This is a genomic window from Nocardia sp. NBC_01327 (genome assembly GCF_035958815.1).
Classification (GTDB): Bacteria; Actinomycetota; Actinomycetes; order Mycobacteriales; family Mycobacteriaceae; genus Nocardia.
In genome coordinates this window covers 6,936,385-6,960,664 of the sequence record NZ_CP108383.1, presented here as the reverse complement: position 1 = coordinate 6,960,664, position 24,280 = coordinate 6,936,385, and the positions used below count along the sequence as shown (strand labels likewise).

Genomic DNA, 24,280 nt, shown 5'->3' with positions numbered 1-24,280 from the left:
AAATGATCTACCGGACTCGCAAACCCCGCGTCGGTGCCCGGACTGTGCTGATGTATCGATCCGACCTTAACAGTCGATCGACAGGTAGCGGCTGGGAAGTTTCCGGCGACCGGGTAGCAGCGCCACCGGAAACCGTCAGGACGTGAGCTCGCGCTCGAGTGGTGTGCGGAAGCGGGGGATGGGCCGCACCTCACCGTAGAAGGCGGTGAGGCGCGCGGCCTCGGCCTCGATCAGCGCCTGGGCATCGGAACCGACGTCTTCCAGTAGGCGCCAGACGATTTCACCGTCGGGGCGTTGCGCCCAGCCGCCCACAATGCGTCCGTCCCACCACACGGTGGGCCCGACATTGCCATTGGTGTCGAACAGGCTGGGTGCGTGCGGGCCGAGATACCACTCGCGGGACTGCCAGCCCATCGGAGTCGGGTCGAGCGCCGGGAGCAGTGCGGCCCACGGCGCGGGCGCGGGCGTCGGCTCCAGATCATCGGCGAGCACCAGGCCGGTCTCACCACCCAGATCCACCTCGGCGGTATCGAGCTGCGCGAGAGTTTTGCGGACCTCGCCCAGCGTCCACCCCGTCCACCACTTGATATCGCTCACGGGTGCGGGTCCGAAGGCCCGCAGCCACTTTCGCACCAGCTCCACGCGCGCCGCATCGGCCGGGAGCGCCGGAATCCCCTCCGGCAGCCAGGATTCGATGGGCGCCCAGGTGTATTGGCTGCTGCTCCAACTCCCATTGGGCCGGCCGCGCACGATCCGGCCCTCCGCACCGAGAATCACCAGCACCCAGGTGGTGATACTGGTCGGCTTCGAGTACGACTTGCCCGGCGCGGTGTTCACCTGGGTGCGCAGCCGGGGCACCTCCCTGCCCAACTGCGCGCCGGTGGCGCTCCCGCGCGCCAGCAGCGTGCTGTGTGTTTCCGCCTCGACCTCGCTGAGCCAGGGCAGCACCTTTCCGTCCTCGACCACGCCGGCCTGCTCGAGGTACCGCGCATACGTCTTGCGCTGCTTGTGCGCCAGCGCATCCGCGCACGAGGCCTGGAGCGCGGGCACCAATTCGATGGGTGCGACGAACATGGTGCGCCGCATGGCCAGCATGCGCAGCAGCGTCCGATCCTCGTACAGCGCCTTCTCCACATGCCCCGGCTCGCAGGCCCGCCCCCGCGCGGCGACCGAGAGATAGACCGTGGCCGGATCGGTGGCATGCAGCACGACCAGCGACCGCGCCACCTCGTTCACATCATCGGTGCGGACCGCGGCCGCCAGCCGATGCCGTACTCCCAGGCGAGCGCGCCGCTCGGCCGCATCCATCGAACGCATGGGCGAATCCTAGCCGCCGAGTACGACACCGGCCGCATGATCGCGGCGCATGTCCGGCATGCGGTCGCTCCACCCGAAACGTGTGACGCTGCTACGGCCCGCTCGAACCGTACTTCGACCGGAGCTGGAAGCTCGGCGACAGCACAGCTGCCGACTGATCCGCCGGACACCCGTCGCGGGTACCCGGAACCGCACCCGAGACGTGTCATGATTCGGCGATGCGAGGTCGGTATCGGAGCTACGGCGCAGTCCTCGGTGTGCTCGCGGCCGTGATCGTTGCGGCGCCTGCGGTTTCCGCCGAGACGGCGGACGATGTGCGGGTCGCCGTGCACGATGTGACGCTGACGGTCGACGGCGAACAGGCCACCGGGCGGGTATACGAGCCGTATCGGGAGACGCCGGGCGATATCGACCCGCGCGATCTGATCGTTGCCGTGCACGGACATGCCGGGAGCGCGGCCGACTTCCCGGAGTACATGGGTTCCATCGTGCGGCAGACCATGGCGCCGCTGCTGACCATGGACCAGCGCTCTGCTGCGAGCCAGTGGCGGACCGGCGAGTGGAACGTATGGGCCGGATGGCAGGACACCGTGGCCGCCACCCAGTGGTATCGGGGTGCGCATCCCACCATCGGGCGCACCGTGCTGTGGGGCTGGAGCCAGGGCGGATTGACCAGCGGCCTCGCCGCCGCCTACGCGCCGCCCGGCACCTACGACTACTGGGTCGACACCTTCGGCCAGGCAAGCGATTTCGTGTCCTGGCTGGAGGCGGACCTGGCCGGGCCCGGTCTGCGGCCGGAGATCGAACGCGATGCCGGTGGCTGTACGCCGGTGGCGTGCGCGGCCGCGTACGCCGCGCGCTCACCCTCGCTGCTGGCCGGGCGCATCGCGGTGCGCCGCGCCATTCTGCTGCACGGCACCTCGGATCCGCTGGTGCCGTACAGCTCGAGTGTGGAAATGCGCGCCGCGCTGATGGCCACCGGAAAGCCGGTCACCATGTACACCATTGCCAGCGGCCGCGATCTCGGCGGGAATGTGGTGCCCGGCGAGCACGGCCTCGGACCGGTGTTCTTCGAATCCGGTTGTGCGGTCGAGCGACTGCTGCTCGATACCGAACCCGTGGGCGCGAGCGACTACCTGATCGATATCGCGCACGGCGTCAATACCGCTCCGCCTGCGCCGCCGAACACCAAGTGCGCCTCCTGAATCGGAGATCTAGTCGGCGCTGACCGCATCGACGATATTCAGGCGGGCGGCGCGCAGGGCCGGAGGTATGGAGCCCAGCAGGCTCAAAGCCAGTGCGGCGGCGGTGAATACGATCAAGAGCGGTCCGGGCCGGAAGGTGACGTCGATGCCCATCATGTCGGCGGCCAGTCGCGAATAGAGAAATTGATCGGAGAGTCCGAAGAGCACGCCGAGGGCGGCCCCGGCAATGCCGATGCCCGCCGCCTCCGCCAGCACCATGCGCAGGGCGAAACGGCGACTGGACCCCACCGCGCGCAGGATGCCCAGTTCCCGGCGGCGTTCCAGCAGTGCCAGCGTGAGGGTATTGAGCAGTGCCATGGCCGCGATGACGGCGACGATGACCAGCATGATGTGCGAGAGCACCAGCCCCTGCCGCATGGCCTTGCTGATGCCGTCGAGCGCGGCCGGGCCGGTGTAGACGTGCATATCGGGTGGCGTGACCTCCCTGATGGCCGCGGCCAATCGATTGCGATCCGTGCCGGGCGCCCCGTCGATCTGCAGGGTGCTGGCGCCCGGCCGCTGGAACCAGTCGCGCACGAGGGTCAGGCTGATGGACGCGGTGCCGGAGAGCGCGGAGAAGTACGACACCGATGCCAGCACCCGCGTGCGCTTCTCGCCGCTGGGCGTCTGCACCGTCAACTCGTCGCCGGCCGAAACATGCAGTGCGCGTGCTAGATCCCGGGAGAGCGCAACACCCTCTCCCGCCAGCAGTCGACGCTGGGTATCGGCATCCAGCGATCGGTACATGGCGTAATTGCTGCCCCGGTCGACGCCGTAGAGCAGGGCCTTGGTCCCGGCGAAGGAGGCGAATGCCAACTGCCCCTCGGTAACTCGCGTCACCCCGGGCACAGCCGCGACCCGCCGGGCCAAATCCGCGGGCAGGAGCGGTGTCGGCACCGCATCCTCCGGCGTGACGCTCACCCAGACGTCATTGTCGGCGAGCGAGGCGAAGGTATCGCGGGCCGACCGCACCACATCGGTATTCGCGCCGGTAATGGTGATGGTCATGCCGACGGCAATCGCCACCGTCATGAGCGTCGCCCATACCCGCCGTGGTGCGCGATCGATATTCACTCCGGCCAGCACACCCGCCGAACCCAGTCGCCGGGCAGCCGCACCGGCGACGGCGACAATCGGCCCCGCGAGCGCGAAGGCCAGCGCGATCTCGCTGCCGAACGCCAAACCCAGTGCTACCGAGGCGAAGAGCCCGAGGTGCGCACGCATGACGAGGATCATCGCCACCCCCAGTACGACGGCCGCGACGGCCGCGAAGGCCCGCAGTCGGGAGGACACCACATCCGCCGGTGACGCCCCGACCGGAGCGAGCGCCTCCACCGGCGACACCCGATAGACCTGCCGCGCCGCGACCGCCGTCGCCGCCACATTGGTCAGTACCGCGGCGGTGATCGCCGCCGGTACGGCATACCAGGGCAGCAGATACTCCAGCCGCGCCTCCATCATCTGGGTGAACGCACCCGGCAGCAGCCCGATCGCATAGCGCCCGGCCAGCACGCCCAGCCCCGAACCGATCAGGCCGCCGAGCAGACCCAGTGCCGCGGCCTCCACCAGCACATCCCGCACAATCGTCTGTCTGCGCCCGCCGATCGCGCGCAGCATGGAGATGACCGGCCGCCGGCCCGCCAGGGCCATGCTCATGGTGTTGTAGATGAAGAACGCCGACACCACCAGGGCGATGCCCGCGCCCATGGCGGCAATGAACTGCAGCATCACCATGCCATTGCCGGTCTGCGCCGCCCGCAGGCTCGGCGGCCCGACCAGCGCCCGTCCCGCCACCGCCGCGGTCACGGCCGAATTCAGCTGTGCCGCATCGGCGCCGGGTGCGGCGACGATGAGCACCGAATCCAATTCCCCGGTGCGCCCGGTGATTCGCTGAGCCAGCGGCAGCGGGGCGATGAGGAAGTGGCCGCTGTTCAGTCGCTGCTGCTGCGCACCGGAGAGGACCGAGGCAATGGTGACCTGCCCCGAACCCAGGTGCACCACATCACCTTTCGCGTATCCGGCGGACGGACCGGCAAGCACCCCGTTCGGCACGCTCAGCAGCGAGCCCAGCCGGTCACCCTGGACGGCGTCCTTCACGGTGCTGTCCAGGGCCGCGCTGGAGGCGTCGACCCCCAGTACCAGCAATTGATCGTCCTGCGGCCCCACGCTCGCGCGCAGCATGGGCACGGCAGCGGCCACTCCGGGTACGGCGGCCACGTCATTGCGCACGGCCTGCGGGAATCCGGCATCACTGACCCCCGAGATCTCCAGGCTCGCATTGCCCGCCAGTCCGGTCGCGAGCCGCGCGACCGATCCGGTCAGCGATCCGGAAATACCGATCACCGCCACCAGGAACGCGGCCGACACCGCCATCACGAATATCGAGGCCACGGTCCGCCCCCAGTGGGTGGCGAACTCTCGAATTGTGAGCAGCCGCAACCGATCCAGCAGAGCGATCATGAAATCAAGGCTAGGTGCCCGTGGACCACCCCGCCGACGATTCGGCGACTCCGTCCCAGACGCCGAACCCGTCCGGCGGTCCGCGGTGCGGCGGCAGGTCGCGGCTTCCGGGAACAGGTTCGCGCCGACCGAGGTTGCCCGAGGGGAAGCAGACCGACAGGAGGCAGTGATGACGGCACCCGTGGACCCGTCCTATCGATGGGGCGGCGACGAGCTGGATCTGGACGCGTATCTGGATCGCATCGGATACGCGGGCGCGCGCACTCCCACGCTGGCCACCCTGCGCGGGCTGGTGCGGGCGCACACCACCACCATTCCGTTCGAGAATCTGGAGATCATTCTCGGTCGCGGAATCCCGCTCGATCTGGAGGCCTTGCAGGACAAGCTGATCCGGCGCCGGCGCGGCGGCTACTGCTACGAGAATGTGCTGCTGTTCGCCGCCGCGCTGGAGCGGATCGGATTCGAATTCACCGGTATCTCGGGGCGAGTCACCATGGGGGCCTCGGGATTACGCCCCGCCACGCACGCGCTGCTGCGTGTCGTCGCGGCCGATGACGACCGGGTCTGGCTCTGCGATGTGGGTTTCGGCGCCGGTCCGCTCGAACCGGTCGAGCTCGCGCCCGATCGGGGCGAAATCTCGCTCGGCGCTTGGCGTTACCGGCTCGAGCTGGGCGCGGACGCACTCGGGGGACAGCTGTGGACCCTGCATCAGTTCGGTCGCGACGGCTGGGTCGATCGGTACACCTTCAGCCCGAATCCGCAGTACCGGACCGACTTCGCGGTCGGCAATCACTTCGTCTCCACCTCACCCCGATCACCGTTCACCATGCGCCCGTTCCTGCAACGGTTCCGGCCCGAGGCGCATCACGAGATCGACGGCACCACGTGGACGACGACGTATCCGGACGGCACCGCCGAGCGCCGGGAGCTCGAGGCGGCCGAACTTCCCAAGGTGCTGGCCGAGGTGTTCGATATCGAACTCGGCGACGCCGATGCGGCGCTGCTCACTCGTGCCGAATGGCCGGCGGCGGCGAAAAACCCGCCCGAATCGACCCGAAATCAGGTGGCGGCGACACGAAAGGACTGAAATCCGTTCCCACGCGGTGGGATCGGACATGCCGGCGCAGAATTTGCTGTCACGTCATGGAAGTACTCTGAGCTGCATGTTTGCGTGACCTGTCATACGGTCGTCACCTGAGTGCGGTCCAGATCTCACCGAGATCTCGCTCATATCTCACGCTGACGTCGGCGTGCTGCCTGCGGACCGCTACACTCATGCGGGGAAACACGCGGGCAACCGCGTCGTCACAGTCACCATCGCGGAGAATTTCGGAGTAGTGCCATCGAAACCGGCCAAGTGATCGCAGGGCATTACCGCCTGGTCGAACGGATTGGTAGCGGCGGCACAGGCGTCGTCTGGCGAGCCGTCGACCAACGGCTGGAACGCTCGGTGGCGATCAAGCAGATCATCACCCAGCCCAGTCTGTCCGAGGCGGACAAAGACATCGTGCGTCAGCGCGCGGCCCGAGAGGCCCGCAATGCCGCACGCTTTCAGCATCCCAATGCCATTGTGGTGTTCGACATTACCGAGCACGAGGGCGATCCATGCCTCGTCATGGAGTACCTGCCGTCGCAGTCTCTGGCGGTGGTGCTCTCCTCGCAGGGCACCCTGCCGCTGCCTCAGGTCGCGCGCATCGGTGAGCAGGTCGCGTCGGCTCTGATTGCCGCGCACCGGGTCGGCATCGTGCACCGCGATGTGAAGCCCGGCAATATCCTGCTCGGCGACAACGGGGCGGTGAAGATCACCGACTTCGGCATCTCCAAGGCCAAGGGCGATGTCACGCTCACCGCCACCGGACTCATCTCCGGCACCGCCGCCTACCTCGCACCCGAGGTCGCGCGCGGCGCCGAGCCGAGCCCGGCCGCCGATGTCTTCGCACTGGGCGCCACGCTCTTCCACGCGCTCGAGGGCGAACCGCCCTACGGCACCAATCCGAATCCGCTCGCACTGCTGTACGCGGCGGCGAACGGCCAGATCAGCGAGCCGCGCAATGCCGGCCCGCTCAGTGATCTGCTGCTCTCGCTGCTCAGCTTCGAGCCGGAGGACCGGCCGAGCATGACCGAGGTCCGCGACATCATGGCGGACTTCGCGGAGCTCGGACCCGAAGCCGAGGCCACCCGCGTCATGGCGGCCCGCCGGCAGAACGGAAATACGCCGTCACCGGCCAAGCCGATCGGCGCACCCCGGACGGCGCCGCAGCGCGGCAACACCCGGCAGATGGATCGCCGCTCGGCCGCCAATGCCGATATCCCGACCGGGGCCATGGCTCAGGCGCAATTGCTCGAGACCCCGCCGCCGCGGCATCCGGTGTCGGCGGGTCCGCCCACGCGTTCCAATCCGGCTCCGCAGCTGGAGTCCGGCGGTCGCGGGAAACTGGTGTGGGCCGGTGTGGTCGCGGCGGTTGTCGTGGTCGCTGCCGTCGTCTTCGGCATCATCAGTTCGTCCGGTTCGGACAGCCCGGGCACGGCCTCGGGCAGTACCAGCGCCTCGAAGGTGTCCACCTCCACCACCACGGGTGCGGGCACGGCAGGAACCCTCGGGCAAACCAAGAGCGCCGGAACGGTATCGGTGCTCAATGGCGCCGATACGGTAGACAAGTTCTATGACTCGCTGGTCAATATGAGCTTCGCCGACGCGTGGAGCAAGCTGACCCCGGCGGCCCAGCAGGTCTACGGGGGCCAGACGGCGTTCCAGTCCTACTGGAACGACAATCGCGTCACCCGCTACGCCTCCATCTCCGGAGCCCGGGGCAGTGACAGTGCGAATGCCGACGGTTCGGTGGATATCGCGCTGGCCAACCTGACCTCCGGCGGCCAGACGAAATCGCTCACGCTGCGTGTGATCGATATCGGCGGTGGCACTTTGAAGATCGACAGCGATACCCGCTAGTCCTTCGGCACACTCGACATGCTGCGCCGCACCGGAAATCCGGTGCGGCGCAGCGTTGTTATCGGGGGCTGTCGCAGAACCGGTGTCGCGGTTAGCCTTCCGATATGAACGTGCGCCAGATGCTCACAGAAGAGCGCGGGGAGCTGGTCGAACTGCTCCGTTCGCTGACCACCGAGGAATGGGAGGCGGCGTCGCTGTGCGCCGGGTGGCGGGTGCGTGATGTCGTCTGCCACCTGCAGACCGATACCGTTTCCCTGCCCGACTATCTGCTGACGGCCGTGCGGAATCGCTCCGTCGATCGGCTCAACGGGGCCCTCGTCGCGCGGTTCCAGCCGCTGCCCACCGCGGAACTGGTGGATCGGCTGGCGCAGCCGGGCGGCTGGTTCTCCCGCTACTCACCGAAGTTGGCGTTCGCCGATACCTTCATCCATCAGCATGACATTCGCCGGCCGCTCGGCCGTGAGCGCAAGGTCGCGGCGGATCGCCTGGTCGTACTGCTGAGCAATCCCGATCCCTTCGTGCGGCCCGGACGTTTCCTGAAGGGTTTGCGCTGGGAGGCCACCGATGCCGACTGGTCGCGGGGCGCCGGTCCGGTGGTGCGCGGTCCCGGCGAAGCGCTCGTTGTGGCCATGGCCGGCCGCGCCGCCGCCCTCGACGATCTCGACGGTGACGGCGTGCCCGAACTGCGCAGCCGCGTCGAGGCGTAGGGCTGCGCGAAAACCGCGGCAGCGCAGAGCTTTCGACGTATCAGACGCGCTGGGATTCGGCGGCGAGCCCGGCGAGCAGTCGCAGTGCGGTGGCGCTGGGGGAGTCGGCCTCGACCGTGTAGGCGACCAGGGCCTGGTCCGGATCGTCGGGGAGCCGGAAGGTTTCGAAGTCGAGCTCGACACGGCCCACGACCGGATGCCGGTAGACGTACCGGCCGTGGGTCTTGTCCCGGAGTTCGTGGTTGTCCCACAGGCGGCGGAACTCCGGATCCGCCTGGTGCAGTTCGTCTATCAGGTCGGCGATCTCGGCGTCGCCCGGATTGCGGGCGGCATCCAGCCGCAGGTAGGCCACCACATCGGCGGCTTTGCCGGGCCAGTCCTCGTAGAGCTCGCGCATGCCTTCGTCGAGGAAGACCATGCGGGCCTTATTGCGATCACGCGGCGCCAATGCGGAGAAATCGGTGATGAGCGCCGCCGCCTGCCGATTCCAGGCCAGGACAGCGGTGCCGCGGCCCAGGACGTAGGCGGGCATATCGCCCGCGGAGTCGAGCAGTCGCCGCAGTCCCGGCCGCACCTGCTGTTCGGCGGGCGGCTCCTCACCCGACCACGGCCGCGCCAGCCGGTAGAGGTGATCGCGCTCCACCGGATTCAAGCGCAGCGCGCGGGCCACCGCATCCAGGACCGACTCCGAGAAGTGCAGGGTGCGGCCCTGTTCCAGCCGGACGTAATGATCGACGCTCACCCCGGCCAGCAGCGCCAGCTCCTCGCGCCGCAGGCCCGGGACGCGGCGGCGGGCGCCGTGATCGATCAACCCGACTTCTTCGGGCCGCAGCCGGGCGCGGCGGGAGCGCAGGAATTCGCCGAGTTCGGCACGCCGGTCGAGAGTCATGCGACCAGTATCGCGGGAATGTGCCGGGGTATTCCTGGTCCTGCCGTGACCAGGCTGGGTCTGCGCCCGCGACCGGCGGTAGGTCATCGGCAGGTCAGGTCCTGATCAGGCCGGGTGCCATCGCTGAGAAAACGTTCGACGGCGTTGTTCGCGCAGCCGATCGGGGAGGGGTAGACGCCGTGGCCGCCGCTGTCGACTGTGACCAGTCGGGCGCGGTCGCCGAGGGCATGACGCAGGTTCAGTGCGCCGCTGTACGGCGTGGCCGGATCGCGCAGGTTCTGAATCATCAGAATGTTCGACGGGCCGTCGGCGGTGACCACGGTCCGGGGTGCGACCGGCAACTGCCAGAAGGTGCAGGGGGACAGGTTTTCCGGCATACCGGCGGTCAGCGGGTGTGCGCTCCGGCCGGCGGTGACGGCGGCGGCGTAGTCGGAAACCGCTGTGGGCCAGGCGGAGTCATTGCATATGGTGGCGACTGCGACCGCGGTGCGCTGCTGGACGATCTGCTCCGGCGGGAGGGGCGCTGGATTCGGCAGGGGCGCGGACGTCTCGGCCGCCGTGATCAGCCGGGCCAGTGCCGGGAATGCCTGATCGCTGTAGAGGCTGTCGAGCAGTCGTTGCCGCAGACCGTTGCCGGTCAGCTGCCCCAGTTCCGAACCCGGCCAGGGCAGCGGGCTCTGATCGAGTCTTGCTGCGAGCGTGAGGAATCGGCTGCGTACCGCGTCGGGGGTCTCGGCGGTGCGGTCGGGATTGCCCGGATCGGCCGCCCACGTCGCGAAGTCGGGGAATCGATCCTCCACGCCGACTGCGTAATTGGCGTTCCAGCCGCGCTCGACCCGATCCGGATTCGGATCATCGCTGCTGTCGAGCAGGAGGCGATCGGTGCGCTGCGGGAACAGCGTCGCGTAGACCGAGGTGGCGTAGGTGCCGTAGGACTCGCCCCAGGCGGAGATGGTGTTCTCGCCCAGCGCTTCTCGAATGCTGTCGATGTCCCGCGCCTCGGTGCGGGTGCTGATGCTGCGCACCAGCGCGCCGCCATTGTCGGTGCACGCCTGCGCGATCCGCCGGCTCACCGCGATATTCGCCGAGATATCGCCGTCCCCGCCCGGCCAGCCGCGGAAGCGTTCGGTGACCAGGTCCTCGCGTGCGATACCGCAGTCGGCCGTAGTGCTCGAGCCCATGCCGCGCGGGTCGAAGCCGATCAGATCGTAGGTATCGCGCACGGCGGCAGGGAGTTTCGCGCCGACCTGGGTCGGCCTGTCGAGGCCCGTATTGCCGGGGCCGCCCGGAACCAGCAGTAGTGCGCCGTGCCGGGTCTCCGGATGCGCACTGCGAATGCGGGAGACGGCCAGGGTGATTCGGTCACCGTCGGGCCGGTCGTAGTCCAGGGGCACCTGAATATTCGTACATTCCTGCCGGGGGTCGAGTCCGCTGCCCGGACAGTGCGTCCATGTCAGGCCCGCCGTGCTCGGCGCATTCGCCGAGGTGCAGGCCGTGAGGGTGGCAAGGGCGGTGAGGGCCAACAGGATTCCGAGGCGCGGGCTGCTCTTCACCTCGCCGACGTTAGGAGTGCCGAGCCCTGCTGCGCGTCACTCCCCGGTGCTGCACGCGGGTCACCCTGCGGTACCGGCCGACCCCAGCCTGGTCATGCCGTGCCCAGGCTCGCGCCGCACTGTTTACCGCGCTCGCGGCATACGAAAGTAGTGCTCACAGCCGGAACCGATCCGGCGGCGCGGCTCGCCGCGACATGGTTTCGAACGGAGATCCGAATGACTACGACTCGTCCCTTCGGCGATACGGGGATCGATATCACCCCGCTCGGTTTCGGCACCTGGGTGATCGCCGGATCCGGATGGCAGTACTCGTGGGGCGCCACCGATGACGCCGAATCCATTGCCGCCGTGCGGCATGCGGTCGAGCGCGGTCTCAATTGGCTCGACACCGCCCCGGCTTACGGACTCGGCCACGCCGAAACGCTCGTCGGCAAAGCCTTGGCCGATATTCCGGAGGCCGACCGGCCGTATCTTTTCACCAAGACCGGCCTCATCTGGGAGGAGGGTGACGACCGCACCGGACCGCCGCGCCGCATTATGCGGCCGGAAACCATTCGGGCGGAACTGGAGGCGTCGCTGCGCCGCCTGCGGGTCGAGCACATCGATCTCTACCAGGTGCACTGGCCCGATACCGGTGCGGTATTCGTCTACGGCGGCGAGGGAGCGAGCCTGGCGGCGCCCACTCCGCTGGAGGAGTACTGGCAGGTCATGGCCGACCTCAAGAAGGAGGGCAAGGTTCGCGCCATCGGCCTGTCCAATCATGAGGTGGCGGAACTGGATCGCGCCGAAGCCATCGCCCACGTGGATGCCGTCCAGCCGCCGTTCTCGGCCGTCAACCGCACCGCTGCTCCCGAAATTGCCTGGGCGCAGGCGCATTCCGCCGGTGTGATCGTCTACTCGCCGCTCCAGTCCGGCCTGCTCACGGGCGCCTTCACCGCGGACCGCGAGCTCGCCGCCGACGACTGGCGTTCTGGCAGCGCCGATTTCACCACCGGACTGCCCGCCAACCTGGCACTGGTCGACGCCCTGCGACCCATTGCCGCCCGCCACGGCGTCTCTGTCGCCGAAGTGGCTCTCGCCTGGGTCAATTCCTGGCCCGGGGTGACCGCCGCGATTGTCGGCGCGCGCACCATCGCCCAAATCGACGGCTGGACAGGCGCTCTCACCCTCGAACTGAGCCCGGCCGACCTCGAAGAAATCGCCACGGCCATCACCGTCACCGGCGCGGGCTCCGGCCCCGCTCGCCCCTGAACCAGCTGTATCGCGGCCCGTCTGTTTCGGGCCGCACCCTCGGTCACTCGCCGAACATTGATCGAATCACTAGGAGAAACTCTCATGACGCTGCATGTTGTCGCCGAAATCCGGGTCAAGGCCGGCCAGGAGGATCGCCTCCGCACCGCACTGGAGGCCATGATCGAACCGACGCTGAACGAATCCGGCTGCCACGTCTACCAGCCCTTCGTCGATCCCAATGACGCCGCCCACATGGTCCTCGTCGAAGAGTGGAAGTCCGCCGAAGCCCTCGAAGAGCACTTCCTCGCCCCCCACTTCGTGCACCTCGCCGGAGTCTTCGAGGAGATCCTCGCCGAACCCGTCACCATCAACCGCCTCGTCGCCGAATGACCTGACCCCTCGCCGATGCGGCCGGACCCCGAGTCCGGTCGCACAGGCATGTCGAGCCGACTGCCCGGACCTGACCGCAGGGGCTCGATAGCGCCTGTTCGCGGGTACCTTCGTCGCGGCCGATGCCCTTGCCCGGATGTGGTGATCGGGTCACAGATCCCTCGCTCGGCAGCGCTGAAAGGCGGATCGGTGGGTAGTGTCGAGCGCATGATGCGGATTCGGACGACGGTGGTGCTGGTGTGCACGCTCGTCGTCGCCGCATGGGCTGTGCTGTTCTTGACCTCGGCCGAGCCGAATTCGCTGCTGGTGCTGGGTGCGGCGGCGCTGGTCGCGCTGACCGCCACCATGCTGGCGGCGCGCGGGCCGCGACTGCGGGTCACGGTGAGCGCGGGTCCGCCGGAGTCGGCGGGCCGTCGTCGCCGGGGAGCCTTTCTGCGACAGAGCAATCCAGATGCCGCGGGGCGTCCGCGCCCGCGCGCACCGGGGGCCCTCGCGGCCTGATCGTGCCCGCGCGATCAGACCTTCCGCTGCCCCGATTCGCTCCACCCGCGGCATTCCGCGGGTGCCTCGCAGTGAGGTCCCACTCTTATGCTCGATTTCATCTACTACCCCGTGTCCGCGGTCCTGTGGCTGTGGCACACGCTCTTCGCTTCGATTCTCGGCATTCCCAGTGGTCCGGCCTGGGTGCTGGCCATCATCTTCCTGGTCATGACGCTGCGGGCACTGCTCATCCGCCCGTTCCTGGCGCAGCTGCAATTCCAGCGCAAGCTGGCCCTGATCGGGCCGGAGCTGAAGGAGATTCAGCGCAAGCACGCCGATGACAAGGAGAAGCAGGCCGTCGAGGTGCGGAAGCTGCAGCAGCAGCACGGCTTCAATCCGCTGCTCGGGTTCCTGCCGATGATCGGTCAGATCATGGTGTTCGTCGGCCTGTTCCACGTGCTGAATTCGTTCCACGCCGGTGTTGCCAACTATGTGTTCTCGACGGCGCAGGTGCAGTCGTTCCTGTCGGCGAGCCTGTTCGGCGCGCCGCTGTCGACGAGTCTGTCCCATGCGGGCGGCGCGTTCGGTTCGGTCGCCGTGGTGGTGGTTCCCCTGCTGCTCATCGCCACGGTCGCGACCCACTTCACGGCCCGGTTCTCGGTGGCGCGCCAGCGTGAGACCGCTCCCGAGCAGACGGCTCAGGTGCGGGTGATGAATACCCTGTCGATGTGGGCGTTCCCGCTCGGCACACTGGTGACCGGCGCCCTGTGGCCGGTGGCCATCCTGCTGTACTTCGTCACCCAGAATGCCTGGACGTTTGTACAGCAACACCTGGTCTACCGCCGGTTCGATGCCGAGGAGGCCGTCCCGGCACTGCCCGCGACGCGCACCGAATAGCCGCTGAATCCGCCGCACCGATTGCTCTGCCCTGCCGGTCAGCGCGGTGCGGCGGAGGAGCGATGGCATAGACCCGATAGTCTGGTACCTGGTCGCGGGCAGTTTCGGCTGCCCGGTGCACCCCTTTGACGATCAGCACAGACAAGGATTGCAGAGCGCTATGACAAGCCGCATCGAGCTCGCCCGCGTCGATTTGCGCGGACGTACTCCCACTGCTGGTGAACTGCGCGCGGCACTGCCGCGTGGAGGCGTCGACGTGGACTCGGTGCTGCATCATGTGCGGCCGGTCGTGGAGGCCATCCGCGATCGGGGCGTCGAGGCCGCGCTGGAGTTCAGCCAGAAGTTCGACGGTGTGCAGCCCGCGTCCGTGCGCGTGCCCGCCGCGGAGCTGGACCGAGCGCTCGCAGAACTCGACCCCGCGGTGCGCGCCGCCCTCGAAGTCGCGATCGAGCGCACCCGCAAGGTGCATGCCGATCAGCGGCGCACCGATAAGGTCACCCAGGTGGTGCCCGGCGGCACCGTCACCGAACGCTGGGTGCCGGTCGAGCGGGTCGGCCTGTACGTGCCGGGCGGCAATGCCGTCTACCCGTCGAGCGTGGTCATGAATGTGGTTCCCGCGCAGACCGCGGGCGTCGATTCGCTGGTGGTGGCCTCCCCGCCGCAGGCGCAGTTCGACGGCCTGCCGCACCCGACGATTCTGGCGGCCGCCAAGCTGCTCGGCGTCGAGGAGGTGTGGGCGGTCGGCGGTGCGCAGGCCGTCGCGCTGCTGACCTACGGCGGCACCGATACCGATGGCGCACAGCTGGATCCGGTCGACATGATCACCGGACCGGGCAATATCTACGTGACCGCCGCCAAGCGGCTGTGCCGCGGGCTGGTCGGCATCGATGCCGAGGCCGGGCCCACCGAGATCGCGATTCTGGCCGACGGCACCGCCGATCCGGTCCATGTTGCCGCGGACCTGATTTCACAGGCCGAGCACGATGTGCTGGCCGCGAGCGTGCTCGTCACCGACAGTGTGGAACTGGCCGATGCGGTGGACGCCGCGCTGACCGCGCAGATGAGCGTGGTCAAGCACCACGAGCGGGTGGCGGAAGCCTTGTCGGGCAAGCAGTCCGGCACCGTGCTCGTCGATGACATCACCCAGGGCCTGCGCGTGGTCAACGCCTATGCGGCCGAGCACCTGGAGATCCAGACCGTGGACGCCCCCGCCGTGGCTGCCCAGGTACGCAGCGCCGGAGCGGTATTCGTCGGCGCCTGGTCGCCGGTCAGCCTCGGCGACTACTGCGCGGGCTCCAACCACGTGCTGCCGACGGCCGGATGTGCCCGGCACTCTTCGGGTTTGAGCGTGCAGACCTTCCTGCGCGGCATCCACGTCGTGGACTACTCGGAGGCGGCGTTGAAGGACGTCGCCGGACATGTGGTCGCGCTGGCCAATGCCGAGGATCTGCCCGCGCACGGTCAGGCCGTCCAGGTGCGCTTCGGAGAACTGTCATGAGTGCCGTGACCGTGCCCGGATCCGCTGTCTCCCTGGATGATCTGCCGCTGCGGGACAATCTGCGCGGCAAGAGTCCGTACGGCGCACCGCAATTGACGGTGCCCGTTCAGCTCAATACCAATGAGAACCCGCACCCGCCGAGTAAGGCGCTGATCGACGATGTCGCCGAATCCGTGCGCGTCGCCGCCGCCGAGCTGCACCGTTATCCGGACCGCGATGCGGTGGCGCTGCGCACCGATCTGGCCGCCTACCTGACCCGGCAGACCGGCATCGCGCTGGATGTGTCGAATGTGTGGGCCGCCAACGGTTCCAATGAAATCCTGCAGCAGCTGCTGCAGGCGTTCGGCGGGCCCGGCCGCACGGCGCTCGGTTTCGTGCCGTCGTACTCGATGCACCCGATCATCTCCGAGGGCATCGACACCGAATGGATCGAAGCCAAGCGCAATGGCGACTTCTCCCTCGATATCGACTACGCCGTCATGGTGATCGGCGATCGCCACCCCGATGTGGTGTTCGTGACCAGCCCCAATAATCCGACGGGGCACAGCATTCCGATTGCCGACCTGGAGCGCATCCTCGAGGCCGCGCCCGGCATCGTGGTGGTGGACGAGGCGTATGCGGAGTTCTCCGATGTGGCCAGCGCGGTATCGCTGATCGACCGGTTCCCCGCGAAACTTGTTGTCAGCCGCACCATGTCGAAGGCCTTCGCCTTCGCGGGCGGCCGGCTCGGATATCTCGCGGCCGCGCCCGCCGTCATCGATGCCATGCTGCTGGTGCGGCTGCCGTACCACCTGTCCGTGGTCACCCAGGCCGCGGCGCGGGCGGCGCTGCGGCATGCCGGCGAAACCCTCGGCAGTGTCCACGAATTGGCGGCGCAGCGTGATCGGGTGATGGCGGCGCTGCGGGCGCTGGGTTACGACGTCGTGCCGTCGAACGCCAATTTTGTGCTCTTCGGCCGCTTCGCCGATGCCCCGCGCGCCTGGCAGCACTACCTCGACGAGGGTGTGCTCATTCGCGATGTCGGCATTCCCGGCTATCTGCGCACCACCATCGGCCTCGCCGCCGAGAACGACGAATTCCTGCGTGTCAGTGAGAAATTGGTGGCGACCGAGGTGGTTGCCCTGTGAGTACGGAAGCGAGCATGAACCGAATCGCCCGGGTGGAACGCACCACTCGTGAATCCAGCATCGTGGTCGAACTGAACCTCGACGGCACGGGCAAGACCGATATCTCCACCGGCGTCCCGTTCTACGACCACATGCTCACCGCGTTCGGCCAGCACGGCAGCTTCGATCTGACCGTGGCCGCCAAGGGCGATATCGAGATCGAGGCGCACCACACGGTGGAGGACACCGCCATCGTCCTCGGCCAGGCGCTCGCGCAGGCCCTCGGCGACAAGAAGGGCATCCGCCGTTTCGGCGACTCCTTCATTCCCATGGACGAGACCCTGGCCCAGGCCATCGTGGATGTCTCCGGCCGCCCGTACTGCGTGCACACCGGTGAGCCGGAACACCTGCTGCACACCGTGATTCCCTCTGCGGGGCCCGGCGCGTCCTACTCGACCGTCCTGAATCGCCATGTGTTCGAGTCGATCGCGCTGAACGCGCGCATCGCCCTGCACGTGCGGGTGCTCTACGGTCGCGACCAGCACCACATCACCGAGGCCGAATTCAAGGCTGTGGCACGGGCTTTGCGCGCCGCCGTCGAACTCGACCCGCGGGTCACCGGTGTTCCCTCCACCAAGGGAACGCTATGACCAAGAAGCTGGCTCTCCTGGACTACGGCTCCGGCAACCTGCACTCCGCCGAGCGCGCCCTGGTGCGGGCCGGCGCGCAGGTCACCGTCACCGCCGACCCCGAAATCGCCTTGAACGCAGACGGTCTCGTGGTCCCCGGCGTCGGCGCCTATGCCGCCTGCATGTCCGGCCTGCTCGAGGTCCGCGGCGACCGCATCATCGGCACGCGCCTGGCCGGCGGCCGCCCCGTCCTGGGCATCTGCGTGGGCATGCAGATCCTCTTCGAGCGCGGCGTCGAATTCGGCGTGGAAACCGAAGGCTGCGGCGAATGGCCCGGCACCGTAGAGCGTTTGGACGCCCCTGTCCTCCCGCACATGGGCTGGAACACCGTCAAGGCCCCCGAAGACAGCGTCCTGTTCGCCGGTATGGACGAAGACACCCGCTTCTACTTCGTCCACTCCTACGCCGCCCAATCCTGGTCCCTCGAAGACCACGGCACCCTGGCCCCCGCCAAACTCACCTGGTCCGAACACGGCGCCCCCTTCCTGGCCGCCGTCGAAAACGGCCCCCTCAGCGCCACCCAGTTCCACCCCGAAAAGTCCGGCGACGCCGGAGCCCACCTCCTGCGCAACTGGGTCGGCTCCCTCTGACCCCTGAACCGCACAGTTCGTCCGTGGGCTGTGGGGTGGGGAGAGGGGCTGCCGGAAGTCTGATCCGGCTAGATTGCGGGTATGGAGAAAGCGGTGGGGGGAGGGTCCGGGCGATTGCGGGCACTGCCTACGCGACTGGTGGGTCAGGTGGCCATTCTGGCCAATCGGGCTACCGAGCGAGCGCTCGAGGCGACGGGGTCGCGCCGGTATCACTACGCGCTGCTGGCGACGCTCGATGAGCTCGGACCCGGAAGCCAGGCCGAGGTCGGGCGTCGTACGGGGATCGATCGCAGCGATGTCGTCGCCGCGGTGAACGAGCTCGCCGATCGCGGTTTTGTACACCGAACCCCGGATCCGGCCGACCGCCGCCGCAATGTCCTGACCCTCACCGCCGCCGGCGCAGACCACCTGGCAGACCTCGACACCCGCCTGGAAGTCGCCCAATCCGAGCTCCTCCCCGGCTTCACCGCCGCTGAACGCGCCAACTTCGTCCTGACCCTCACCCGAATCCTGGAGTCCCACGCCTGACTCCCGCGCCGCCCATCCTCCGAACGCAGGTCGGCGCTTTTCGACAGTGAGACAGGGTGTTTCGTGGGCTCGGAGGTCAGCAGCGGGTGGAGCCGGGGATTTCGGTGCCGGTGGCGGATTCGTCGGGGGGTGTGCCGATCATGTCGACTTTGGTGCCGGTCCAGTGGTATTGGACGCAGTAGTCGGTGCCGTCGCTGCAGGCGTCGCAGGTGCCGGGGAGGTGGTATTTGACGGCTACGGTGTCGTCGGTGGTGCGGGTGGGGTCCATGCCGATGAAGGAGCGCCATTTCAAGGTGCCGGTGCCGAGGTAGCTGCCCTGGTGGAAGAGCAGGACCTGCATCGGTGAACTGGCGGTGCCGCTTTCGATGATGATGAGGGCGGCGGAGAGGGTGCGGCAGGGATCGAAGTTGCCGTCGATGGGGGTGGGGGCCCAGTTCCACGGGGCGCCGGAGTCGTTCTGCACCGGTGACTGTGCGGCTATGGCATTGCTGACCGCGGGGGCGGAGAGGTTCCGGCCGCAGTTCGAGGCGGGGGAGGTGGCCGAGAGTGCGGCGGCTGTTGAGGGCGCGGCAACTGTTGCGGGGGCGCCGGCCGCCGGTGCGCCGGAGAGCGTTGCGGGTGGGATCGAGGACAGGGCCACGGGCGCCGAGGGCGGGACCGGCGGATCCGATTGGCAGGCGGCGAGCAGTCCGGTCAGCGCGAGGGCCGCGGTGCCGAAGATGAGTTGACGGAACATATGCCGTTCCTCCCTGAGACGTAATCGCCGAACGGACGTTCACCTGCTTTATCAGGACGGTAGCCCGCAGCGTTTACGAATTGCGTTATTTGCCCAGGCCGACGACGGAGCGCCCCGCGGTAACCACTAGGATGCTTGCGTGAGTCTTGTGCTGCTACCTGCCGTCGATGTCGCCAATGGTGAGGCCGTGCGCCTGGTTCAGGGGGAGGCGGGCAGTGAAACCAGCTATGGTTCGCCGCGCGATGCCGCCCTCGCCTGGCAGCACGATGGGGCCGAATGGGTGCATCTGGTCGACCTGGATGCGGCGTTCGGCAAGGGTTCGAATCGGGAGCTGCTGGCGCAGGTGATCGGCGAGCTCGACGTGAAAGTGGAGCTGTCCGGCGGCATTCGCGATGACGAGTCGCTGAAGCTGGCCCTGGCGACCGGTTGCGCGCGGGTCAATCTCGGCACCGCCGCCATCGAGGATCCCGAGTGGTGCGCCCGCGCCATCGGCGAATACGGCGACAAGATCGCGGTCGGCATGGACGTCAAGCTCATCGACGGTGAGTACCGGCTGCGCGGCCGCGGCTGGGTCACCGACGGCGGCGATCTGTGGGAGGTGCTCGAGCGCCTGGAGCGGGACGGCTGCTCGCGCTACGTGGTCACCGACGTCAGCAAGGACGGCACCCTGACCGGCCCCAATCTCGATCTGCTGCAGCATGTGGCCAATGCCACCGACGCACCGGTGATCGCCTCCGGCGGCGTCTCCACCCTCGACGATCTGCGCGCCATCGCAACCCTGGTCGACGACGGTGTGGAGGGCGCGATCGTCGGCAAGGCCCTGTACGCGGGCCGCTTCACCCTGCCCGAAGCCCTTGTAGCGGTGCGCTGAGCCCGATGGCCGCCGAACTCGCCGAGCTGCTCACCATTGCCAGTGATGTACTCGACGCCGCCGCACCGCGTTTCGTGGAGGGTGTGGGCGCACCCAGCGCTGTCGACAAGGGGCGCGGTGATTTCGCGACCGAACTCGATCTGGAGCTGGAGCGCACCCTCTCCAAGCAGTTGACCGAGCGCACCGGATTCCCGGTGCACGGTGAGGAATTCGGCGGCCCCGAGCTGACCTCCGGCACCGCCTGGGTCCTGGACCCCATCGACGGCACCTTCAATTACTCTGCGGGCCACCCGCTTTCGGGCATGCTGCTGGCGCTGGTGCGGGAGGGCGAGCCGGTCCTGGGCCTCACCTGGCTGCCCGGACTCGGCCAGCGCTATGCCGCCGCGATCGGCGGACCGGTATTCCTGAACGGCGCACCCCTGCCGAGCTTGGAGCGGAAGACGCTGTCCTCCGCCATGATCGGCTTCGGCGCCTTCAATATCGATGGCGCGGGCCGCATTCCGGGCATCTTCCGCTTCAATCTGCTGGGCGCGCTGAGCCGCCTGTCCGGCCGGGTGCGCATGCACGGTTCGACGGGAATCGACCTGGCGTACACCGCATCCGGCGTGCTGGGCGGCGCCGTGGTCTTCGGCCATCACCCCTGGGACAATGCCGCGGGCGTGGCGCTGGTGCGCGCCGCGGGCGGCGTGGTCACCGATCTGCTGGGCCGGGACTGGAATATCGAATCCGGTTCGGTGCTGGCGGCCGCACCCGGCGTGCACGAGGAATTACTGGACATGATCAATGCGACAGCCGATCGTGCCCGAGGAGAGGTTGAGCAATGACATTGGCAGTACGCGTGATTCCGTGCCTGGATGTGGACGCGGGCCGCGTGGTCAAGGGCGTGAACTTCGAAAACCTGAGGGATGCGGGCGATCCCGTCGAACTGGCCGCCACCTATGACGCCCAGGGCGCGGACGAGCTCACCTTCCTCGATGTCACCGCCTCCACCGGCGACCGCGGCACCATGATCGATGTGGTCACCCGCACCGCCGAGCAGATCTTCATCCCGCTCACGGTCGGCGGCGGCGTCCGCACCGTGGAGGATGTGAACCGCCTGCTGCGCGCGGGCGCGGACAAGGTCTCGGTGAACACCGCCGCCATCGCCAGACCCGAAGTGCTGCGCGAGATGTCGGAGCGTTTCGGCTCCCAGTGCATCGTGCTCTCGGTCGATGCCCGCACCGTGCCCGCCGGACAGCCCGCGACCCCCTCGGGCTGGGAGGTCACCACCCACGGCGGTAAGCGCGGCACCGGAATCGACGCCGTCGAATGGGCCGTGCGCGGCGCCGAACTCGGCGTCGGCGAGATCCTGCTCAATTCCATGGATGCCGACGGCACCAAGGCCGGCTTCGACCTCACCATGATCCGCGCCGTCCGCGCCGCGGTCTCCGTTCCCGTGATCGCCTCCGGCGGTGCGGGCAAGGTCGATGATTTCGCCCCCGCCGTACAGGCCGGTGCGGACGCGGTGCTGGCCGCCAGCGTCTTCCACTTCGGCGATCTCACCATCGGCCAGGTCAAGGACGCCATGCGCACCGAAGGTATCGTGGTCCGGTGAGTTTGGATCCCGCAATCGCCGCCCGCCTCAAGCGCAATGAGGACGGCCTGTTCGCCGCCGTCGCGCAGGAGCGCGCGACCGGGGATGTGCTCATGATGGCCTGGATGGACGACGAGGCTCTCGCGCGCACCCTGGAAACCCGTAAGGGCACCTACTATTCGCGTTCGCGGCAACAGTATTGGGTGAAGGGGGAGACCTCGGGTCACACCCAGTACGTGCACGAGGTGCGCCTGGACTGCGACGGCGATACCGTCCTGCTCATCGTCGATCAGGAGGGTGCGGCCTGCCACACCGGCACGCACACCTGCTTCGATACCGATGTGCTGCTGGCGCGCGGCGATAAGCTGCTGTGACCGCGTACTAGCGGTTGTGACCGCGTACTAGCGGTTGTCGCGCCCTGATCGGCCCGCACCGCCCGCTCTGCTCTTGTCCAATTGCGCGACCAGGGCCTCGCTGATTTCCAAGAGCTGTCTGGTCTCCTCCTTGTCGAGCCCGTCGAAGACCAAGCCGCGCACGCACTCCAGATATCCGGGCGCGGCGTCGGTGATCTTGCGGTAGCCGACATCGGTGAGCACGGCCTGCGCGCCGCGTCGGCCGGAGATGCTGACACGCTCGGCCCAGCCCAATCGCTCGAGCTTGGAAATCACATGGGAAAGGCGCGATAGCGATGCGTTTGCCTTTTGCGCAAGCTCACTCAGTTGCAACCGGTGGCCTGGTTCTTCGGAGAGCAGAGTCATCACGAAGTATTCGAAATGGGTAATCCCGGACTCACGTTGAAGCTGGGTATCCAGGGCCGCGGGGAGTCGGGTCGTCAGAGCGATGACGGCACGCCAAGCTCGCTGTTCCATGGGATTCAACCACTTCGTCACCGTGCCAGCCCTCTCGTAGCAGCCAAGTGACACGGTGTGCTGGTCGGTCCGGCGGACGGTGGAGCAGCAACAGCGAGTCACCCGCAAATCAAAGTTTGCCACGATTTCGCTCATCAGTCACGGCGTTGCTGAATGACGTGACATCCATCACGCGTGTCGCGGATCAGAATTCGTGGGTGCCCGGTGCTGCGGGATTAGGGGTATTCGGGGGATTCTCCGCCGATATGCGCGGCTTTTCCTGATCCGGCCGCTGCTTCACGGCGCGATGCTTGCGGATTCGCCTGCGCACCAAGAGAAATGCCACCAGCAGGAACAATACTGCGGCGACAATCGCGCCCACCAGGACGGCGCCGCGATAACCCGGCGCGTCGACGTCGAGAATGCGTTCTCCGGCATGTGCGGCATTGGAGTCGCCGAGCACGATGGTCAGCGTCATCAAATTGGGGATGGCGGTGACAACTGCCAAAACGGCCGAAGCGCCCGCAATAAACGGACCGCCCCGTTTCCGCCAGGTCATTCCCGCGAGCAGAAACAGGAAAAGCGGGAGGGCCGTGCACACCACGCCGATCGCCAGGCCCGACCAGATGCCCTTGGCGAAACTCCCGTGCACGTTTTCGGCGATGCGCTGCGCCCACCACCGCGGAATGAAGGCCGCCAGAATCAGATACGACACCCACAGCACTACCGCCGCCACGACCAGCGCGATGATGCGATTGCGCCACGTGACGAATGATGATCGCTTGTGCTCGGGCACATCCGGGCTGGGCGTAGTCATTGGTCCAGCGTATGCCGGACCGGGCGGCGCGTCGGTCGCGCCACTCCGGACCAATCGGGCATCCGACCTAATTCACGCGCGATCGCGCAGGAACTGCAACGCCTCGTCCGCATGGACATTCGCCCGCAGTTCGCTATTGATCACCTTGGCGACGGTGCGGTCGGGATCGATGATGAAGGTGGTGCGCTTGACCGGAATCAGCGCGCCCAGCAGGCCACGCTTCACGCCGTACTCGGCGGCGACCTTTGCGCCCACATCCGACAGCACGGGGTAGTTCAGCGACTGCTTCTCCGCGAAACCGGACTGCACGTCGACGGCGTCGGCGCTGATGCCCACGCACGAGGCGCCCAGGGCCTTGAATTCGCCTGCCAGATCCCGGAAGTGGCACGCCTCGGCGGTGCATACGGGGGTATTGGCGGCGGGGTAGAAGAAGAGCACGACCGGTCCGTCCGCAAGCAGCGAATCGAGGGATCGGGGAGTGCCGGACTGGTCCGGAAGCTCGAACTGCGGGGCGAGCTGGCCTGGCTTCATACGCAGGAGATTACGGGATCCGCGCCGGATACGAATCAGCCCGCGGACGGACCGGTCTGCCTCGGTCCGTGCGCGGGCTGCTCGACGAGCGGGGTCCCGGCTCACGGTTATGCACCGATGAGCGCCGCGACCTCCGGGTTCTTGATGTTCATGACGTCGAGGATGCCGTGTGCCCGCAGGAAGGGCTTGAGCTCCCGAATGCGATCGGTGTGCTCGGCGTACTCGTCCGGGAAGGAGCGGGGATCGAGCGATTCCAGCGCCTTGACGTACGTGACGAACGAGGCGATAGCGCTGTACTTGCCGCCGCCCTGTTGATTCATGCCCATCATCCGCGGCGGCTGACCGGGCATCGAACCCATGCCTACCTGCGGAG

General features: G+C 67.8%; 26 protein-coding genes. 17 read left to right on the top strand and 9 right to left on the bottom strand.

Going from position 1 to position 24,280, the window contains the following annotated elements:
* Positions 1-135 precede the first annotated feature (135 nt).
* Complete coding sequence (locus OG326_RS32165; protein ID WP_327140883.1) at positions 136-1,317, bottom strand: winged helix DNA-binding domain-containing protein; 1,182 nt, start codon at positions 1,315-1,317, stop codon at positions 136-138.
* A gap of 218 nt (positions 1,318-1,535) precedes the next feature.
* On the opposite strand from OG326_RS32165, the gene OG326_RS32160 reads away from it, so the two are divergent.
* Positions 1,536-2,522 carry an alpha/beta hydrolase family protein gene (locus OG326_RS32160; RefSeq protein WP_327140882.1) on the top strand — a complete coding sequence of 329 codons (987 nt, stop codon included), beginning with the start codon at positions 1,536-1,538 and terminating at the stop codon, positions 2,520-2,522.
* Positions 2,523-2,531: 9 nt separating this feature from the next.
* Here OG326_RS32160 and OG326_RS32155 read toward each other — a convergent pair whose 3' ends face one another.
* Complete coding sequence (locus OG326_RS32155) at positions 2,532-5,021, bottom strand: ABC transporter permease (RefSeq protein ID WP_327140881.1); 2,490 nt, start codon at positions 5,019-5,021, stop codon at positions 2,532-2,534.
* 169 nt (positions 5,022-5,190) lie between these two features.
* On the opposite strand from OG326_RS32155, the gene OG326_RS32150 reads away from it, so the two are divergent.
* The 3 genes from OG326_RS32150 to OG326_RS32140 all read left to right on the top strand — a co-directional run bounded on the left by OG326_RS32150 (position 5,191) and on the right by OG326_RS32140 (position 8,678).
* Positions 5,191-6,108 (top strand): arylamine N-acetyltransferase family protein, encoded by a 918-nt coding sequence (locus OG326_RS32150; RefSeq protein ID WP_327140880.1) that lies wholly within the window; start codon positions 5,191-5,193, stop codon positions 6,106-6,108.
* Between the two features lie 270 nt (positions 6,109-6,378).
* A complete protein-coding gene (locus tag OG326_RS32145) occupies positions 6,379-7,971 on the top strand; it encodes a serine/threonine-protein kinase (RefSeq protein WP_327140879.1) in 1,593 nt (530 codons plus the stop codon).
* 104 nt (positions 7,972-8,075) lie between these two features.
* Entirely contained in the window at positions 8,076-8,678 is a 603-nt protein-coding gene (locus tag OG326_RS32140) for a maleylpyruvate isomerase family mycothiol-dependent enzyme (protein ID WP_327140878.1), read from the top strand.
* A gap of 40 nt (positions 8,679-8,718) precedes the next feature.
* Here the strand turns inward: OG326_RS32140 and OG326_RS32135 are convergent, their stop codons facing one another.
* Together OG326_RS32135 and OG326_RS32130 are read right to left on the bottom strand one after the other, a co-directional pair.
* Positions 8,719-9,567 (bottom strand): helix-turn-helix transcriptional regulator, encoded by an 849-nt coding sequence (locus OG326_RS32135; protein WP_327140877.1) that lies wholly within the window; start codon positions 9,565-9,567, stop codon positions 8,719-8,721.
* A gap of 83 nt (positions 9,568-9,650) precedes the next feature.
* Positions 9,651-11,120 carry an alpha/beta hydrolase gene (locus tag OG326_RS32130; protein WP_327140876.1) on the bottom strand — a complete coding sequence of 490 codons (1,470 nt, stop codon included), beginning with the start codon at positions 11,118-11,120 and terminating at the stop codon, positions 9,651-9,653.
* Between the two features lie 216 nt (positions 11,121-11,336).
* Between OG326_RS32130 and OG326_RS32125 the strand changes: the two genes are divergently transcribed.
* From OG326_RS32125 to OG326_RS32085, 9 genes are all read left to right on the top strand, one after another.
* Positions 11,337-12,371 carry an aldo/keto reductase gene (locus OG326_RS32125; protein WP_327140875.1) on the top strand — a complete coding sequence of 345 codons (1,035 nt, stop codon included), beginning with the start codon at positions 11,337-11,339 and terminating at the stop codon, positions 12,369-12,371.
* An 84-nt stretch (positions 12,372-12,455) separates the two neighbouring features.
* Positions 12,456-12,743 carry a putative quinol monooxygenase gene (locus OG326_RS32120; RefSeq protein ID WP_327140874.1) on the top strand — a complete coding sequence of 96 codons (288 nt, stop codon included), beginning with the start codon at positions 12,456-12,458 and terminating at the stop codon, positions 12,741-12,743.
* A gap of 189 nt (positions 12,744-12,932) precedes the next feature.
* A complete protein-coding gene (locus OG326_RS32115; protein WP_327140873.1) occupies positions 12,933-13,244 on the top strand; it encodes a DUF6412 domain-containing protein in 312 nt (103 codons plus the stop codon).
* Between the two features lie 87 nt (positions 13,245-13,331).
* Positions 13,332-14,120 carry a membrane protein insertase YidC gene (gene yidC / locus OG326_RS32110; RefSeq protein ID WP_327140872.1) on the top strand — a complete coding sequence of 263 codons (789 nt, stop codon included), beginning with the start codon at positions 13,332-13,334 and terminating at the stop codon, positions 14,118-14,120.
* A gap of 160 nt (positions 14,121-14,280) precedes the next feature.
* Positions 14,281-15,618 carry a histidinol dehydrogenase gene (gene hisD, locus OG326_RS32105; RefSeq protein ID WP_327140871.1) on the top strand — a complete coding sequence of 446 codons (1,338 nt, stop codon included), beginning with the start codon at positions 14,281-14,283 and terminating at the stop codon, positions 15,616-15,618.
* Positions 15,615-16,745, top strand: coding sequence for a histidinol-phosphate transaminase (locus OG326_RS32100; protein ID WP_327140870.1), 1,131 nt, complete (start codon positions 15,615-15,617; stop codon positions 16,743-16,745). The genes hisD and OG326_RS32100 overlap by 4 nt, the downstream gene beginning before the upstream one ends.
* A gap of 14 nt (positions 16,746-16,759) precedes the next feature.
* A complete protein-coding gene (gene hisB, locus OG326_RS32095) occupies positions 16,760-17,374 on the top strand; it encodes an imidazoleglycerol-phosphate dehydratase HisB (RefSeq protein WP_327140869.1) in 615 nt (204 codons plus the stop codon).
* The gene (gene hisH, locus OG326_RS32090; RefSeq protein ID WP_327140868.1) at positions 17,371-18,003 is read left to right on the top strand and encodes an imidazole glycerol phosphate synthase subunit HisH; all 633 of its coding nucleotides are present in this window, start codon (positions 17,371-17,373) and stop codon (positions 18,001-18,003) included. Before hisB ends, hisH begins: the two co-directional genes overlap by 4 nt.
* 81 nt (positions 18,004-18,084) lie before the next feature.
* On the top strand, positions 18,085-18,531 hold the full coding sequence (locus OG326_RS32085; RefSeq protein WP_327140867.1) for a MarR family winged helix-turn-helix transcriptional regulator: 447 nt from the start codon (positions 18,085-18,087) through the stop codon (positions 18,529-18,531).
* A 76-nt stretch (positions 18,532-18,607) separates the two neighbouring features.
* Here OG326_RS32085 and OG326_RS32080 read toward each other — a convergent pair whose 3' ends face one another.
* Positions 18,608-19,267, bottom strand: coding sequence for an LppP/LprE family lipoprotein (locus OG326_RS32080; RefSeq protein WP_327140866.1), 660 nt, complete (start codon positions 19,265-19,267; stop codon positions 18,608-18,610).
* A 139-nt stretch (positions 19,268-19,406) separates the two neighbouring features.
* Here OG326_RS32080 and priA point away from each other — a divergent pair, with 139 nt between their 5' ends.
* The 4 genes from priA to hisI are packed head-to-tail and all read left to right on the top strand — an operon-like array spanning position 19,407 to position 22,085.
* Positions 19,407-20,138, top strand: a complete 732-nt coding sequence (gene priA, locus OG326_RS32075; protein WP_327140865.1) for a bifunctional 1-(5-phosphoribosyl)-5-((5-phosphoribosylamino)methylideneamino)imidazole-4-carboxamide isomerase/phosphoribosylanthranilate isomerase PriA — start codon at positions 19,407-19,409, stop codon at positions 20,136-20,138.
* 5 nt (positions 20,139-20,143) lie between these two features.
* The gene (locus OG326_RS32070) at positions 20,144-20,962 is read left to right on the top strand and encodes an inositol monophosphatase family protein (RefSeq protein WP_327140864.1); all 819 of its coding nucleotides are present in this window, start codon (positions 20,144-20,146) and stop codon (positions 20,960-20,962) included.
* On the top strand, positions 20,959-21,732 hold the full coding sequence (gene hisF, locus OG326_RS32065; protein WP_327140863.1) for an imidazole glycerol phosphate synthase subunit HisF: 774 nt from the start codon (positions 20,959-20,961) through the stop codon (positions 21,730-21,732). Before OG326_RS32070 ends, hisF begins: the two co-directional genes overlap by 4 nt.
* Positions 21,729-22,085 carry a phosphoribosyl-AMP cyclohydrolase gene (gene hisI, locus OG326_RS32060; protein WP_327140862.1) on the top strand — a complete coding sequence of 119 codons (357 nt, stop codon included), beginning with the start codon at positions 21,729-21,731 and terminating at the stop codon, positions 22,083-22,085. Before hisF ends, hisI begins: the two co-directional genes overlap by 4 nt.
* Positions 22,086-22,112: 27 nt before the next feature.
* Here the strand turns inward: hisI and OG326_RS32055 are convergent, their stop codons facing one another.
* The 4 genes from OG326_RS32055 to OG326_RS32040 all read right to left on the bottom strand — a co-directional run bounded on the left by OG326_RS32055 (position 22,113) and on the right by OG326_RS32040 (position 24,266).
* Positions 22,113-22,580, bottom strand: a complete 468-nt coding sequence (locus OG326_RS32055; protein WP_327146640.1) for a MarR family winged helix-turn-helix transcriptional regulator — start codon at positions 22,578-22,580, stop codon at positions 22,113-22,115.
* 184 nt (positions 22,581-22,764) lie between these two features.
* Positions 22,765-23,376, bottom strand: a complete 612-nt coding sequence (locus tag OG326_RS32050) for a permease (protein ID WP_327140861.1) — start codon at positions 23,374-23,376, stop codon at positions 22,765-22,767.
* Between the two features lie 72 nt (positions 23,377-23,448).
* A complete protein-coding gene (locus OG326_RS32045; RefSeq protein ID WP_327140860.1) occupies positions 23,449-23,907 on the bottom strand; it encodes a peroxiredoxin in 459 nt (152 codons plus the stop codon).
* Positions 23,908-24,014: 107 nt separating this feature from the next.
* Positions 24,015-24,266, bottom strand: coding sequence for a hypothetical protein (locus OG326_RS32040; protein WP_327140859.1), 252 nt, complete (start codon positions 24,264-24,266; stop codon positions 24,015-24,017).
* Between the last annotated feature and the right edge of the window lie 14 nt (positions 24,267-24,280).

Coding starts and splice junctions, on each gene's coding strand:
- OG326_RS32080 (WP_327140866.1), bottom strand. CDS start 19,267: ATGTTCCGTCAACTCATCTTCGGCACCGCGGCCCTCGCGCTGACCGGA.
- OG326_RS32085 (WP_327140867.1), top strand. CDS start 18,085: ATGGAGAAAGCGGTGGGGGGAGGGTCCGGGCGATTGCGGGCACTGCCT.
- OG326_RS32040 (WP_327140859.1), bottom strand. CDS start 24,266: ATGGGTTCGATGCCCGGTCAGCCGCCGCGGATGATGGGCATGAATCAA.
- OG326_RS32125 (WP_327140875.1), top strand. CDS start 11,337: ATGACTACGACTCGTCCCTTCGGCGATACGGGGATCGATATCACCCCG.
- hisD (WP_327140871.1), top strand. CDS start 14,281: ATGACAAGCCGCATCGAGCTCGCCCGCGTCGATTTGCGCGGACGTACT.
- OG326_RS32050 (WP_327140861.1), bottom strand. CDS start 23,376: ATGACTACGCCCAGCCCGGATGTGCCCGAGCACAAGCGATCATCATTC.
- OG326_RS32120 (WP_327140874.1), top strand. CDS start 12,456: ATGACGCTGCATGTTGTCGCCGAAATCCGGGTCAAGGCCGGCCAGGAG.
- OG326_RS32100 (WP_327140870.1), top strand. CDS start 15,615: ATGAGTGCCGTGACCGTGCCCGGATCCGCTGTCTCCCTGGATGATCTG.
- OG326_RS32070 (WP_327140864.1), top strand. CDS start 20,144: ATGGCCGCCGAACTCGCCGAGCTGCTCACCATTGCCAGTGATGTACTC.
- hisB (WP_327140869.1), top strand. CDS start 16,760: ATGAACCGAATCGCCCGGGTGGAACGCACCACTCGTGAATCCAGCATC.
- hisF (WP_327140863.1), top strand. CDS start 20,959: ATGACATTGGCAGTACGCGTGATTCCGTGCCTGGATGTGGACGCGGGC.
- OG326_RS32155 (WP_327140881.1), bottom strand. CDS start 5,021: ATGATCGCTCTGCTGGATCGGTTGCGGCTGCTCACAATTCGAGAGTTC.
- OG326_RS32055 (WP_327146640.1), bottom strand. CDS start 22,580: ATGGAACAGCGAGCTTGGCGTGCCGTCATCGCTCTGACGACCCGACTC.
- OG326_RS32165 (WP_327140883.1), bottom strand. CDS start 1,317: ATGCGTTCGATGGATGCGGCCGAGCGGCGCGCTCGCCTGGGAGTACGG.
- OG326_RS32045 (WP_327140860.1), bottom strand. CDS start 23,907: ATGAAGCCAGGCCAGCTCGCCCCGCAGTTCGAGCTTCCGGACCAGTCC.
- OG326_RS32160 (WP_327140882.1), top strand. CDS start 1,536: ATGCGAGGTCGGTATCGGAGCTACGGCGCAGTCCTCGGTGTGCTCGCG.
- hisH (WP_327140868.1), top strand. CDS start 17,371: ATGACCAAGAAGCTGGCTCTCCTGGACTACGGCTCCGGCAACCTGCAC.
- OG326_RS32140 (WP_327140878.1), top strand. CDS start 8,076: ATGAACGTGCGCCAGATGCTCACAGAAGAGCGCGGGGAGCTGGTCGAA.
- yidC (WP_327140872.1), top strand. CDS start 13,332: ATGCTCGATTTCATCTACTACCCCGTGTCCGCGGTCCTGTGGCTGTGG.
- OG326_RS32150 (WP_327140880.1), top strand. CDS start 5,191: ATGACGGCACCCGTGGACCCGTCCTATCGATGGGGCGGCGACGAGCTG.
- OG326_RS32135 (WP_327140877.1), bottom strand. CDS start 9,567: ATGACTCTCGACCGGCGTGCCGAACTCGGCGAATTCCTGCGCTCCCGC.